This is a genomic window from Pseudoalteromonas arabiensis (assembly GCF_001550155.1).
GTDB lineage: Bacteria > Pseudomonadota > Gammaproteobacteria > Enterobacterales > Alteromonadaceae > Pseudoalteromonas > Pseudoalteromonas arabiensis.
The window spans coordinates 195,805-210,987 of record NZ_LRUF01000026.1; the positions used below are offsets into that span (position 1 = coordinate 195,805).

General features: G+C 39.3%; 12 protein-coding genes. 3 read left to right on the plus strand and 9 right to left on the minus strand.

Annotation, left to right across the window (positions count from 1 at the left end):
* Positions 1–3 precede the first annotated feature (3 nt).
* Genes PAARA_RS18040 through PAARA_RS18050 form a run of 3 tightly spaced genes read left to right on the plus strand, consistent with a single transcriptional unit; the run spans position 4 to position 4,436 of the window.
* Positions 4–2,535, plus strand: coding sequence for a glycoside hydrolase family 3 protein (locus PAARA_RS18040; protein WP_062570379.1), 2,532 nt, complete (start codon positions 4–6; stop codon positions 2,533–2,535).
* Positions 2,536–2,595: 60 nt separating this feature from the next.
* Complete coding sequence (locus PAARA_RS18045; protein ID WP_245219997.1) at positions 2,596–3,651, plus strand: sensor histidine kinase; 1,056 nt, start codon at positions 2,596–2,598, stop codon at positions 3,649–3,651.
* Positions 3,648–4,436: a LytR/AlgR family response regulator transcription factor gene (locus tag PAARA_RS18050; protein WP_062570380.1), complete on the plus strand. Its 789-nt coding sequence runs from the start codon at positions 3,648–3,650 to the stop codon at positions 4,434–4,436. Before PAARA_RS18045 ends, PAARA_RS18050 begins: the two co-directional genes overlap by 4 nt.
* 61 nt (positions 4,437–4,497) lie before the next feature.
* On the opposite strand, the gene PAARA_RS18055 is transcribed toward PAARA_RS18050, so the two are convergent.
* From PAARA_RS18055 to PAARA_RS18095, 9 genes are all read right to left on the minus strand, one after another.
* On the minus strand, positions 4,498–5,154 hold the full coding sequence (locus tag PAARA_RS18055; protein ID WP_062570381.1) for a LysE family translocator: 657 nt from the start codon (positions 5,152–5,154) through the stop codon (positions 4,498–4,500).
* Positions 5,155–5,195: 41 nt separating this feature from the next.
* A complete protein-coding gene (locus tag PAARA_RS18060) occupies positions 5,196–5,969 on the minus strand; it encodes a class I SAM-dependent methyltransferase (protein WP_062570382.1) in 774 nt (257 codons plus the stop codon).
* A 344-nt stretch (positions 5,970–6,313) separates the two neighbouring features.
* Positions 6,314–7,006 (minus strand): DUF4336 domain-containing protein, encoded by a 693-nt coding sequence (locus PAARA_RS18065; protein WP_062570383.1) that lies wholly within the window; start codon positions 7,004–7,006, stop codon positions 6,314–6,316.
* A 127-nt stretch (positions 7,007–7,133) separates the two neighbouring features.
* Positions 7,134–7,496 carry a MerR family transcriptional regulator gene (locus PAARA_RS18070; protein WP_062570384.1) on the minus strand — a complete coding sequence of 121 codons (363 nt, stop codon included), beginning with the start codon at positions 7,494–7,496 and terminating at the stop codon, positions 7,134–7,136.
* Positions 7,497–7,566: 70 nt separating this feature from the next.
* Entirely contained in the window at positions 7,567–8,568 is a 1,002-nt protein-coding gene (locus PAARA_RS18075) for a LacI family DNA-binding transcriptional regulator (protein WP_062570385.1), read from the minus strand.
* Between the two features lie 34 nt (positions 8,569–8,602).
* Positions 8,603–10,135, minus strand: coding sequence for an MFS transporter (locus tag PAARA_RS18080; protein ID WP_062570386.1), 1,533 nt, complete (start codon positions 10,133–10,135; stop codon positions 8,603–8,605).
* Positions 10,136–10,149: 14 nt separating this feature from the next.
* Complete coding sequence (locus PAARA_RS18085; protein WP_062570387.1) at positions 10,150–11,478, minus strand: GH1 family beta-glucosidase; 1,329 nt, start codon at positions 11,476–11,478, stop codon at positions 10,150–10,152.
* A 499-nt stretch (positions 11,479–11,977) separates the two neighbouring features.
* Complete coding sequence (locus tag PAARA_RS18090; RefSeq protein ID WP_062570388.1) at positions 11,978–13,465, minus strand: tryptophan halogenase family protein; 1,488 nt, start codon at positions 13,463–13,465, stop codon at positions 11,978–11,980.
* Positions 13,466–13,474: 9 nt separating this feature from the next.
* Positions 13,475–15,001 carry a tryptophan halogenase family protein gene (locus PAARA_RS18095; protein ID WP_062570389.1) on the minus strand — a complete coding sequence of 509 codons (1,527 nt, stop codon included), beginning with the start codon at positions 14,999–15,001 and terminating at the stop codon, positions 13,475–13,477.
* Positions 15,002–15,183: the final 182 nt, after the last annotated feature.

Here is a 15,183-nt window from a genome sequence, read left to right on the forward strand (position 1 = left end):
TAAATGTCTAGATTTAAATTTTCAGCGTTATTATTAAGCCCATTCGTTCTTGTTGGGCTTGTCTATAGTCATCTTTCACATGCCATCGGCAGTGAACAGGTAAACTGGCCCGATGTAAATACTAAACTCAAGCAAGACCCTGCTGTTGAAACGCAAATTGATGAGCTCATTGAAACAATGACAATTGAGCAAAAAGTAGCGCAAATGATTCAACCTGAAATAGGCTATTTAAGTGTCGAACAGATGCGCAAGTATGGCTTTGGATCGTACTTGAATGGTGGTAATACCGCGCCTTATGGTAATAAACGAGCCTCGATGAAACAGTGGCTTCAATACGCAGACGAAATGTATCAGGCGTCTGTAGATGCATCATTAGATGGGGCTGCAATCCCGACTATTTGGGGCACAGATGCGATGCATGGACACAGCAATGTGTATGGAGCTACGTTATTTCCACATAATATCGGTTTAGGTGCAACCAGAGATAAAGAGCTCATTAAACGCATCGGTCAAGCGACAGCAAAAGAAGTTGCTGCAACCGGAATAGAATGGAGTTTTGCGCCTACTGTCGCAGTAGTCAGGGACGATCGGTGGGGTAGAACATATGAAAGCTACTCTGAGAACCCTGATTTAGTTAAAGATTACGCAGGCGAAATGGTTGTGGGTATTCAGGGAAACATCAACAATGATTTCTTAACAGGAACAAATCGGATTGCAACAGCAAAGCACTTTGTTGGTGATGGTGGAACTGAGCGTGGTATAGACCGTGGTAACACCATTATTGATGAAAAGGGATTGAGAGACATTCATAGCCCTGGCTATTTTTCAGCGATCAATGAAGGGGTTCAGTCAGTTATGGCGTCCTTTAATAGTTGGAATGGTCAACGTGTGCACGGTGATAAGTATTTACTGACCGAGGTACTTAAAAAGCAAATGGGCTTTGATGGTTTTGTTGTCAGTGACTGGAATGCCCATAAATTCGTTGAAGGCTGTGACTTAGAGCAATGTGCCGCTGCTATTAATGCCGGTGTCGATGTTATTATGGTCCCAGAGCACTTTGAGGCCTTTTATCATAGTACGGTTGCACAAGTGAAAGAGGGGATTATCTCTGAAGAAAGAATTAATGATGCTGTTCGACGCTTTTTGAGAGCGAAAATTCGATGGGGAGCTTTCTCAAGAGGTAAACCATCAAGCCGATCTGAATCTCAGCATCCTGAATGGTTAGGTGCTGCTGAGCACCGTGAGCTCGCTAGAGAAGCGGTTCGTAAATCATTAGTGTTACTAAAAAATAATGACCAAATACTCCCTATTAAAGCAACAAGCAAGATATTGGTTGCTGGCGAGGGTGCCGATAATATTGCAAAGCAAGCGGGTGGTTGGAGCGTTTCATGGCAAGGTACAGACAATACCAATGATGATTTCCCTAATGCGACGTCAATTTTTGCTGGCTTAAAGAAGCAAGTTGAAAAAGCTGGTGGGCAAATTGAACTAAATGAAGCCGGAAACTACTCGGTCAAACCTGATGTAGCGATTGTAGTTATAGGTGAAGAGCCTTATGCAGAGTGGTTTGGTGATATCGAATATCTTGAATATCAGCATAAAACAAAAGCAGATCTAGCATTATTGAAAAAATTAAAAGCTGATGGTATTGCGGTTGTTACTGTATTTTTGAGCGGTAGGCCACTTTGGATAAATAAAGAACTCAATGCATCTGATGCATTTGTTGCTGCATGGTTACCCGGCTCTGAAGGTGAGGGCGTGGCAGATGTTTTATTGACAGATGCGAAGGGGAACACTCAGTTCGATTTCTCTGGTAAATTAAGCTTTTCATGGCCAAAGTATGATACGCAATACACATTAAACCTAGGTGACAAAACGTATGATCCATTGTTTGCTTATGGTTATGGATTAACTTATCAAGACACGGTTAATGTGCCTTTATTAAGTGAAGATACAGCACCTAAAAAGGTGGCGAGTGATGACGCTAAGCCTTTATTTGTAAGAGGACTTTCAGAGTACTTAGTGTGGGAACTTAAAGATGCAAAAACAGCAGCCACTGAAACCACAGGCTCTTCTGCAACCAGTGGTGATGGTGCTAGTTTGTTAATGCAATCAGTTAACTTGTCTTATCAGGAAGATGCAAGGCAGTTCATTTGGCGAGCAGGAGCGAAGAAAGCCACTTTGAGCTTAAGCTATCAGCAGCCTGAAGTGCTCAGTGATGCAAGTAAGTCAGCTATTCTTGAACTAAAAATGAGAATTAACACTGCGCCAAGTAATCAGGCTCAATTGCAAGTAATGTGTAATGAAGGAGATTGCTTGCGCAACATTAAGTTTGCATCAATAGAAGCCTTGATGAATGATAAGAAATGGCATACGTTAGCGATACCGTTAAATTGTCCATCTGCGTTAAATAATATAACCAAGGTGACTGAGGTGTTAAATGTCTCAGCAAAGGCTGCCAGTTTAGCTGTTGCGGATATAGCACTGACTAGTAAACCAAATGCAGATGCTTATTTACTCTCATGCTCTGACTAAATCTTAGTAAAGCTGATGGGCAAGTAATGCTTATCAGCTTTACCTTATGGATTGAATAATTTGAATACTAGTAACCCCCGCGGCCACTTATTTTGGCTGTTTCAGATATGTGGTTGGGTTGTTTACGCAATGCTAACCGAGTTAATGATTAAAGTACCAAGTGATGAGCCTTGGACTATCCATATCCCGCATTTGATTATTGACACAGTTTGCGGGTTTCTAATTACCCTTATCCTTAGAAAACTATTCGCCTCTATCAATTTTATTGAGCTAAAGCTGAAGATTGCGCTTCATATTTTCGTTGTCATAATCGCGACGTTAATTTGGACGCAAATAAAGTGGATAACACTTCAGTGGTTTTATGGAAACTTATGGCAACCAATGACATGGTTTGATTTTGGCACATGGACATCGGCGTCATTAACGGTTCTTTCAACGTGGACCGCGTTTTATTATGGGATTAAGATTTATTTAGATAATTTAGAGCAAACGCAAAAAGCAGCAGAAGCCACACATTTAGCTAAAGAGTCACAATTAAAAATGCTGCGCTACCAGCTAAACCCCCATTTCATGTTCAATAGTATCAATGCAATTTGTACATTGATTTTGAAGAAAGAAAGTTTAGAGGCTGTAAAAATGCTTGAAAAACTGTGTGACCTTTTACGGCACAGTTTATATACAGATCCACTGGAAAAAGTAACAATTAAAGAAGAAATCGGCATTCTTAGCAATTATCTAGACATAGAAAAGTGCCGGTTTACAGACAAGCTGGTTGTTGATATTTCTGTGGCAGATGATTGTAACGAGTTGCTAATCCCATCTATGTTGATTCAACCTCTTGTAGAAAATGCATTAAAACATGGCATGCGTTCAAACCAGTCAATGTGTATCACCATTGCGATAGAAAAAACAAAGAGTTATTTAAATATAAAAGTGTCTGATACTGGCAAGGGATTTGGTGATGAAAGCACTAACAAAAGAGGGATTGGATTAGCAAATTGTGAGCAACGTCTAAAGTTAATGTATGGAAAGTCACACCGATTAGAAAAGGGCAACTTAAGCGAAGGTGGTGCTTGGGTATGTATAACCTTACCAATAAGTGGTCACAATAAATGATAAAACTAAACACGATACTGGTTGATGATGAATACAGTGCTGTCGAAGGGTTACGTATTCGGCTCGAACAATTTCCTGAAATCAATATTGTTGGGAGTGCATGCAGTGTTGACGATGCTATTGAACTCATAAACAATAATGAAATTGACTTAATTTTTTTAGACATCGAAATGCCCACTAAATCAGGCTTTGAATTGATAAAGTATTTTCAACCCGAAGCATGTCCAGCGGTCATCTTTGTCACTGCTTTTCACCAACATGCAGTACAAGCTTTTGAAGTTAGAGCTATTGATTATTTATTAAAACCAGTGAAACTAGACAGGCTTGCAGAAGCTATAGAAAGAGTGGTCAGTAACGTAAAGCTATTTCAAAAAAGTGAGTTGATAGCGCTCGAGCAAGCAGTGAGTAACAAGGCTGAGCATCACAAACATTCTGTCAATCAGTCAGAGTATAATTTTGATAGTGATCACTTGGTGATCCGAGACGCTAAAAATCCGATTCAAATAATTTCATTCACCGATATTCTTTGGATTGATGCAGCCGGTGACTATATGTGTGTGCATACTGCAACCGAAACCCATGTTATGAGAGCAAGGTTGAAAGAGCTTGAAAGCAATATGCTACCAGAGGCATTTTTGCGGATCCATAAGTCGACCATCGTCAATTTAACTTACGTAAGACAGCTTGAGCCACTTCGTAACTCTGAATATATGGCAACGTTAACAACAGGTAAAACATTAAAAGTAAGCCGAACTTATAGTAAGCAATTAAAAAAGCTCATATAAGGAGACGGGTGCTGCTTTACAAAGGGTTATAAACAGCACCTTACGGTGGCTAATTTTAGTATTACTGTTTAGACCAAACTGATTTTAAAATGTTAAACCCTATGGCACCGAGTAAGACACCCGTTACTTTATCAATATAAAATGCCGCTCTAATGAACTTTTGTCTGATAGTATTTTTTGACAGCATATAAATAATTGCCACATCCCATAAGAAGACCACTAAGGTCATCCACACGCCTAAAAGCACTTTAAAGCTAATACTGACCTCAGGTGTCAGTGCAACAGTGAATAGGCTCAAATAAAATAATAAGTTTTTAGGGTTTAATATGCCTGAAAGAAACCCAGTCACAAATTCCTTGCAAAAGCATGACAACGAAAACTCAGTTGATGTCTTCGTGTTTGTGGAGAAATTAGCATAGGCATTTTTAGGTGCTTTTAATGCGTGATAGGCTATATACATCAAAAATAAGCCACCAATAACTTTGAGTGTCATCATCAAGCCAATAGATGCAGATAATATGGCACCAACGCCAATAAGGCACAGGGCAATATACACTGCGTTAGCTGTTGCTATACCAAGTGCTACGCCTATGGCGTTCTTTTGATTGCCTTTTAATGCACTTTTTACAACCAAGACAAAATCAGGTCCAGGACTAAGTAATGCAAGAAAATGTGCAGCTGCAACTGAGACAAATATACTGATTAAGCTAATATCCATAAATTCCCCTGAGAATGGTGAAACGCGAAGAATGGCTCATTTTAAAGGTGCTTCCTCGCTTTAATTGAAAAAATAAGAGGGACTTGATGCCCTCTATGAAGTAATTGATACCCCTTATCAGACACGTACTCTAAGCCTTCAAAACAGTCATATGGGCTAAATGGGTACTCGTTGAATGACTCTATCGTTAAACCTGCCTGAATGAGCGCGTTTATAATGTCACTAATTGAGTGGCTCCATGTCACTGTTTTCGACAGAGTGCCGTCACAATTCTCGGTATAGGTGCCTTCTTCTTCAATCGTTGGGGCAGTGTCATGAAAATAAGAATAACCATTTAATAATTCATTGAAAGAATGAAATTCTATTAGGTAAAACTCTCCACCTTTTTGTAAAGAGTTAGCAATTACGTTAGCCCACTTACTTAAATTGGGTAACCAGTTTAGGACACCATAAGAGGTATAAACAATATCAAACAGATGCGTGTTGATAGTGCTAAAACTATATACATCACTTGCTATGAATGTTGCTTCTATATTTAAGCTTTGTTTGAGCTTATTTGCGTACTCAATTGCTGTAGGCGATAAATCAACGCCGGTTACACGTGCGCCAAGTCGCGCCCAAGAGAGCGTGTCTTGACCAAAATGGCATTGTAAATGTAGGAGTGATTTATTTTTCACATCAGCGAGTAGGGCCAGTTCAATCGGGTTAAGAGAGTTTGTTCCACTTTTAAACATGGGTAGGTTGTAAAAAGTAGATTGGGTATGAAGGGCAGTTCTTTTATTCCACGTATCTCTATTTACTTTAATATAATCCATTTGCTCGCTATCCAATCAATTTTCTATTTGGCATATCCTTAGAGCCGCAGCAATGCCTAATAGAAATAATAATATATTATATTTTAAGCAACCATAAGCCTTTAGTCATACTGAGAACTAAGCTGACTAACGCCCTTCTGGTGCATCGAAATCACCCTATTAGAAAGTATGGTTTGTAGTTTCGTCATGGCGGTTTAAAAATGAAGAGCTTTGTTTTAGCACGTAATTGCAAGTTTAAAGCCTGCCCTTAACGGGAGAGTCAATCATTACCTGAAGAACAGTTTGGTATAATTTTTATACTTTATTAGGTCTGTGACCCACAAACAAAACTGGTTAGTTTTAGTTTAGCTGTTAGCGAGCCAGCGAAAAGACTTACGTAAAAACTCAACGGCTTGGTGTTTAATCAATTCACCATGAGCCATAACTAACATCTCAGGCTCCCAAGCCAGTATTTTTCTGAAGTGCTGTCTGGCTTGGGACTTTTTAAACATGAAACTTAAACGCCAATCTATCGGTGTTTGTCCTACGGGAGCTAAGATCCCGGCACCTTTTGCTAGCCATTTCTGCCAACTGTTAAAGTCATCACCAGAAAAGTTCTCGACCAAATCCGTCACGATCAATGTTTTTGAACGTTTATGAAAAAACAGGCATTCTTCCATCAAGGGCGAGCCTGTAAATAACTCTTGAGAAATATCGGCATGCCACTGCCACGCTAAATCGTCATTGAGGGACGCATCAAATGAGATATCGCTACGCTTTTTGATGACTTCATCTGTGCCATAGGTTTTAGCATCTGGATATGCTGTAATCCATTGAGGTAAAAATAAGTGATGTAAGTGATTAGGTGCGATGAGGTGTTTAACTGGACCTAAGCGGTCTATTTGGTTCTTTAGAGCATCGTTCAGATAGATAGGGCTGTGTACCCATAGGTCGCCATTAGCGAGTTTAATGACTGTCATCCTCGTTGTAAAAGGTAAAAAGAAAAAATTTACTGTTTTACCATCAACAACCCAAATCTCGTTTGCCAACTTTTCCATATTACTCCCGAATAAGAATCAAAGTTATCAGAAAGGCTTAATTTTTTGAAATTATTATAATTAAACACAATGTACGTGCTATGACGTTTGACTATTTTAATAATCTTCAACGATTATAAACCTTCCACTAAGGGGGAGAGTCAACTAACGAGTTAGCGTTAATAATCGCAACACATGAATCGATTTTGGTGATTTTCTGTTTTGTTTGCTCAATCTGATCTTGCAAACGGCTTTTTAAGTGCAATAGAAACTCACTTATCTCAGCCCAGTTAGCTTCTCCGTTTTCATATTTTATGAACCCTTTCAGTTCAGCTAATGTAACACCCAACAGTTTCGCTTCTTTGATTAACCTCAATACTTCTATGTGCTCATCGGTGTAAACACGGTACTTTCCTTGACGTTTTGGTGGGGTAATGAGCTCTTTCTCTTCGTAAAACCGAATAGCTTTAACAGATAAATTGGTTTTTTTTGCTACTTCACCGATAAACACCTGTTACTCCATTAGTAAATCGATATTATTCGTTATATAAAATAAGCGGTTAGTGTCGCCTTTGTTAAGCTTAAACTAAATGCGTTGTCGAATCGCGTACCAGTAGATCAGGTGTAAAAATATGCTCTATATTAGAGCGATTTTGTTTATACACTTGTTTTAACACAAGGTTGGCAGCCATAATGCCCATTTTTTCAACTGGGTTATCAATCGTCGTCAAAGTTGGGTACAAGTAATTTGTAAAATGAACATTGTCAAAGCCGACAATTGCTAAGTCTTTTGGAAGGTCAAGTTTATGCTCTCTTGCACATTTCATTACACCGGAAGCCATTTCATCATTTGCACAAACAACAGCGGTAAATTTTCTTTTTTTGCTAAAGAAATACTCTAAGCCGTTATACCCGCCGGTTTCTTTAAAGTCACCGACAAATAGAGTTTGCTCATCAAAAGCAATACCATGTTCTTTTAAGGCTTTTTTGTGACCTTCTAATCGATCGAATGCATCGGGTTTAAATAACGGACCCGCAATGTATGTTATGTCTGTATGGCCTTGATTAAGTAAGTGTTTGGTTGCTAAGTAGCCTCCCATCACGTTATCAAGGCTAATGCAGTTTTCTTTCATTTTATCTACATAGCGGCTGATCAAATAAATAGGGGTTTTACCTTTGTTTAACTTTACTAGATACTCATCACTAACAGCTTCAACATGGGCAATGATTGCATCACAATTACGTGAAATTAAAAATTCTAAGCCATTTTTTTCTTTGTCTTCTTCACTGTGTCCGGGAGTAATAATGACATGTTTCCCAGCGGCCCTTAATTGCGCTTCAATAGCAGACATCATCTCACCAAAAAACGCGCCATCTAATTCAGAGACTAAAATACCCACACTATTAGTGCAATTTGAAGCAAGGGAGCGAGCTATCGAGTTTGGTGTATAACCAAGCTGCTCCATTGCATCGAGTACTTTTTGTTTCGTTTTTTTACTGACGTAGTCATTCTCATTCAAAACGCGAGAAACGGTCGATAAAGAAACGCCTGCGAGCTCTGATACTTGATAAATAGTTGCCATAATTATTATTAAATATAAACCTTAGCTTTTTAATTTACAGACTTGCGCGTCTAATTGCCAAGTCTTCTGTAATTTTTTCCGTCATGTCAGATGTTAATGGATAAAAGGCCATCAGTGCCGCGGCGATAAGAGCAAAAGCGGCTGGTAGCCAGCTCATTAGTAGAATCATGCCATCGAGTGAGTGTGCAACGGTCGTTTCGTCCATTCCATCATAGCCATAGCTTGCAAGTACAACGAGCACTAAGGCTCCTGCAAAGCCTCCACCTGTTTTTTGCACAAAAGTCCCTGCTGAATATATAAGGCCGGTCGCTCGGCGTTTATTTTTCCATTCAGAATAGTCAGCACTATCTCCTAACATAGTAAAAAATAGGGTAGGCATCATGGCGGCGAAGAATTCGGAAAGACAGCCCATTACAAAAATCAGGCCGAGGTTATCATTAGGCAGCCAAAAGAAACAAATGGTAAAGAGGGCACTTAATAATAAGGAAGCAATAAACAACGTGCGTTTGCCGAGTATTTCCGCTAACTTCCCTGTACTAAGCGCACCGAAAATTGAGACAACTAATAAAGCAATAAAGTACTGGCCTGTTAAAAGCTCGTTACCAACATAGTATTTAAAGTAGTAGGCAATGACAGCATATTTAATGCCATTAAACATCATTGTTAAAAAGCCCATACCTAACAATATCAGCCATGGTTTATTTGTAAGTAAATCAACCATATCTCGTTGTGAGCCACTCAGTTTACTGTGATCACTTGCCAGTAAGCGACGGATAAGGACTGTCATAAATATCATTGTCGCCGCAAAAAATAAGCCTGAGTAGAGCTCGCGATAATAGAAAAATAATGTGATTGCTAATAAGGGAAGGATGATAAAAGGTAAGCTTGAACTTAAATCCGCTAACTCTGTTTTTAGTGAGATTTGCTTATTTGTAGCAGGTTGAACACGCTCCTTGGTACTTGCAAACGTGACTAACATGAGTACGGTGAGTAAGGCGGCAAATACATACATGGTGTATTGGTAACCTTGCGCACTATCCCCTTGCCCAAAGTAAGCGACTAGATCTGGTAAAAAGCCCATTACTAATAAACCGCCTGCAAACGCCCCAGCAAAACGGAAACCTGATAACTTAGTTCGTTCTAGATCATCACCTGTCATAACCCCCATTAATGCAGAGTAGGGCACATTACTTACGGTATACGCTAAAGTGAGACCAATATAGGTGAAGTAGGCATAAATTAGTTTTGCCGTTGGGCTAATATCAGGTGTCGTAAAGCACAGCACCATGAAGAGTGCCAAAAATGGCGTTGACCATAATATCCATGGGCGAAACTTACCTAACCGTGTTTGCGTCCGATCTGCAATCATGCCCATTATTATATCAGTGACCCCATCTGATAGGCGTACGACTAAAAAAAGTAAAGCGGCAGCGGCGGCAGAAATACCAAAAGTATCAGTATAAAATACGGCTAAGTAAGCTAAAGCTCCACGCCAAACTAAATTAGCACCGGCATCGCCCATCGCGTAGCCAATTTTTTCGTAGATGGGAAGAGTGTGTTTTATCATTGTTGTTGTCTTTTTTATCGGCGAGTAATTAACTGGCTATATGCTTTACCACTTAGCTTTACTGTTCGTATTTGTGTGTTGTAATCAACATGAACAATACCAAAGCGTTTTGAATAACCTTCAGCCCACTCAAAATTATCCATTAAGCTCCATGCGAAGTAGCCAGCTACATTAACACCTTGTAATATGGCATCATTCACTGCATTTAAATGGGCATTATAATAGGCGATACGATCTTGATCGTTCACCTCACCATCCACCATTTTGTCGGCCATAGCAGCGCCATTCTCTGTAATATAAATTGGCGGCAAATCATATTTTTGATGCAAAGAAACTAATAATTCTGTTAATGCAGATGGATAAATTTCCCACCCAATATCTGTCATTGGCGCTTGGTGAGGCAGTTCATGGTAATAATCTGTATCACTTGCTTCATAGCGCAGCCTGGTATAGAAATTTACGCCTAAGAAATCTAATGGTTGGCAAATAATATCCATATCGCCAGCTAGAATGTCAGGTCTGTGAGCGGGTGGCAACTGTTCTATGATGTCAGGATATGCTCCTTGCATCACAGGTTTCATATACCATTGGTTTATATAGTCATCTGCAAAAGCTGTTGCTGCAGTGTCTGCTTCGCTCGATGATACAGAATAACAAGGAGTAAAGTTGAGCACGATACCGTTTAATGACTCAGGGCTATTTTTAGTTAGCACTTTCATCGCTAAACCATGGGCAAGTAATAAATGATGAGCGGCTTTTCTGCCAAATTCACGGCCTTTGATACCCGGTGCGTGAACGCCTATTTCATAGCCCAAATACGAGCTGCAGAAAGGTTCATTCAACGTTGCATATGAATATACTTTTCCTGATAGTGCTTTACTTACTAGATCTACATAGCGAGCAAACTCATACGCTGTTTCGCGATTTAACCAGCCTCCTTTATCCTCTAAATGCTGTGGTAAATCCCAGTGATATAAGGTAACAAATGCTTTAATATTTCGACGCATTAGTTCGTCTAAAATAGTAATGTAAAAGTTAATACCTTCTTGATTTAAAGTACCGTCTAACTTTATGACTCTTGGCCAAGAAATTGATAGGCGATAGGCATCTACACCTAAAGAGTCGATTAGTTCAACATCGTCTTGCCAATTTTTTACATGCTCACAGGCGGAATCGCCGTTTGAGTTATCAGCTATTTTTCCAGGCGTCGCGCAGAAAGTATCCCAAATACAAGGGAGACGCTGATCGGCTGCTCCTTCTATTTGAAATGAGGCTGTTGCAACGCCATAGATAAAATCTTTGCTAAGCATTGTTGAGTTTTTTGGTAACGTGAGCTGAGTCATGTAAAGAAACCTTTGGTAAACAAATGCAAGTAAATCTTGCGACTAAATTTAAATTGTTATGGTAGCGCTTCCATTTTTTTGTGTTTCACTTGAGTCGAAGTTATTGGGTTGTTTATGGTAGCGCTTCCATATTTAGGTTAGAGGCTATTGTCCGAACGGTCAACCGTTTATTTAATTTAGTCTTAAAACAACGTAATTAATTCACTTTATTATTTAATAATTAATGAGTTAGATGCAGGTTGTTTTTGGGGTTTTTAGTAATAAATCAAGAGTGAATAGGTGAATGATTCAGTTATTTTCTATGTTGAGTCATGGTTTTATTTTTTAGCAATCGTACGCTAAGTAGTTTTAGTTACCACTCATACTTAATACTTAAAACTCTCATTAAGAAAGATGTAATTTAGTGTATTGTTACTGTAAAGCGAGCGCTTAGAAGTGGCTTTACAGTAAATTTTATTATCAATGTTTTAACAATAATCGTATCGACTTTACTGTGGGCTTAATCATCTATCCGATAGTACTCGTTAATAAACTCTTTATGAGTTGGTAATTGCGCTAACCTATGGGCAATTTGTTGTTTAATGCCTTGCATAAAGCGACTTAACTCTTGATTATTCATTAAAGAAGCGACATGGTGATATTGCGCTGGTTTAACACCTTGTCCAAGCATGACTTGAACCCAAGAGTCGACACGAAAAATATCGCCGTCATCTAAGAAAACCCGCCCAGTTTCTTTAAATAATGCGATTTTATGAGCAAGGGGGTCAGGTATTTCCATAGCTTGGCAATGGCGCCAAAATTCACTGTCTTGTCTATCCGTAACCTTATAATGCAAAACAATAAAGTCACGAATACTTTCGAGCTCTGACTGTAATTGCTTATTGTATTCATCGATAGCTTGTGGCGTTACACCTGTAAAAGGAAACAGTCGCATAAAACGAATGATACCAGTCATAATTAAGTGGATACTCGTTGATTCAAGAGGTTCTAAAAAGCCACTGGCAAGGCCTAGTGCAAGACAATTTTTATTCCAGCCTTTACGTCGTCGACCAGTTTTAAATTTAATAATTTTTGGTTCGGTTAGGGTGTCACTAACAAGGTTACTCAATAGTAACTCAGTTGCATCATGGTCATTTAAATAGCGGCTGCAATAAACTAAGCCATTGCCAACTCTGTTTTGCAAAGGAATCTGCCACTGCCATCCTGATTGATGCGCAATAGAGCGGGTGTAAGGGAGAGGGTCTGGTGTTCCTTTTGTTTGTACCGCAACGGCACTGTCGCAAGGTAATAAATGAGACCAATCTTCAAACCCTGTATGTAAGGCTTGCTCGATAAGTATGCCTTTGAAACCAGTGCAATCAATAAAAAAATCACCCGCTATTTCAGTGTTATTATCCAGCGATAAGCTTTTAATAAAGCCATTATCAACATGTTTATTTACCCGTTCAATTTTACCCTCTACACGTTTTACACCGAGGTTTTCTGAAAATGCTCGTAAAAATGCAGCATAACGACTGGCATCCATATGAAATGCGTAATTAATTGGGTTTTGAGGGCTAAACCCAAATTTACCTTGCTTAGCTGCCTGTAGTTCATAGCAGTAATCTGCGAAATCATCGGTATTGCCCATTTTTTGCCAATGCAACCAAAAATGGTGGAACTCTCCAGCCCAGCATTCTTTACCTGTCATACCGAAAGAGTGAATGTAATCACTGTTTGGCTGATGCCAATTCTCAAAGCGAATTCCCAGTTTGAATGTTGCTTGTGTTGACCTCATAAATTCTTGCTCATCGATACCTAGCAATTTATGAAAGGTACGAATAGGTGGAATGGTTGCTTCGCCAACACCGACAGTGCCGATATCGTCTGATTCAATTAAGCAGATTTCAATATCTTTATTTAGTAATTTAGCTAACGCGGCTGCGGCCATCCAGCCTGCGGTACCACCGCCAGCTATGACTACCTGTTTAATTTGTTGTAGTTTCATGTTGCCACCTTATTCCTTTTGTAATTGCTTTAATAACAGTCGATTAGTGGGTAGTTTTTGTAAGTATTGCGCAATCTTCTTGCGATTGAGTTGGTAGAGTTGTTGTGCCATCTGGTATGTATGGTTATCAAGTTTTGTTGTTTGTTTGGTTTTGAAGCCCATGCCATACAGCACGTATTGATAACTTGGAGAAGAAAAAATCTCTTCATTTTCTATAAAATCGAATCGACTGGGAGCCTGATATTGCCACAATGTTAGTAAGTTCTGTAATTCAATTGGAATACTTTTAGGGTGGTGGTTATCGCACCAATAGCTATTATCATCACGACTACTCAATACATAATGCAGTTTTAGAAAATTGATGACTTGCTCCCAGCGGTACCTAAAACGTTTATTAAACCGATCACTCAACAGCTGCATGTGCACTTGGTTTACTGGCATTTGCTCACTTAGCATACTGATGCTTAATTCAACCATGGCTAACGCTGAAGCCTCTAGTGGCTCTATAAACCCTTGCGACATTCCGATCGCAACACAGTTTTTATGCCAAAATACTTCTCTGTAACCAGGCGTAAAACGTAGTGTTCGTGTTTCAATCTTGCTAGCTTGTTGAATGCCAACAGATTGTGCAGCATAGCTTTTTAGTGTTTCAATAGCCGTTGTAACGTCACAATATTTATCACTAAATGTATAGCCAATACCGCGTCTAGTTGGTAATCCTATATCCCAAATCCAGCCAGCGGATTGTGCGGTGGATAAAGTCGCTGATGCAATATTCTGAGATGGGCTTTCGTAGGGCAAGTGTGCGGCCACAGCAGTATTATTAAAAAGAATGTGACTTTGATCTAAAAACGGGATCCGGTAGTGCTTGGCGATTAACAGCCCCTGGCTACCAGAACAATCAATAAACAAATCACCGTAAATCTCACCATTATTCTGTGTAGTGACACTTTCAATGTAGCCTTGAGCATTATTATTGGCGTGAAGAACATTATCGGTGATGTGTTTTACGTTAAGCGTATTTACACAATGTCTTGCTAGAAATTGTGCGAATTTATGGGCATCTAGGTGGTAACCGTAATTCGTAACACCTGCATATTCAGGTGTATTAAGTTGTTTGGGGGCAAGAGCTGCTTGGCAAATAAAGCTTTGCATATTCATAGCATCGGCGTATTTTTGTTCAGGGAATAATTGCTGCCATGCAGTATGAACATCATATTTATAGTAGCCTTCAGGTATCATGAAAGGGTGATAATAGTTATCTGCCTGTTCTTTTCCCCGCCAGTTTATGAACTTTGAACCTTGCTTAAAAGAGGCGTCACATTGCTGTAAAAAGTCACTTTCTTTTACTCCAATCCGCTGCAATGTGTTGCGCATTGATGGCCACGTGCCTTCACCAACACCCGAAATACCAATATCAGCAGACTCAATTAAGGTGATACTTTTATCTGGGTGTTCTTTGGCTAGTAACCCAGCTGTAAGCCAACCAGCCGCGCCACCGCCAATGATCACAATATTATTTATTTTTTTGCTCATATACTTACTTTAAATAGTAAAGCCGCTTCAATTAAGAAGCGGCTTTGTAGCAATTTACATTAACCGTGAGCCTTTTAGAGAATATAGCGTGATACTATTTGCGTTAAAAATGTCTAATTTAGAACAACTAAATAACAACGTCGTTTAACCCTTACAAGCTCACTTCATTAAGTAAATAGGTA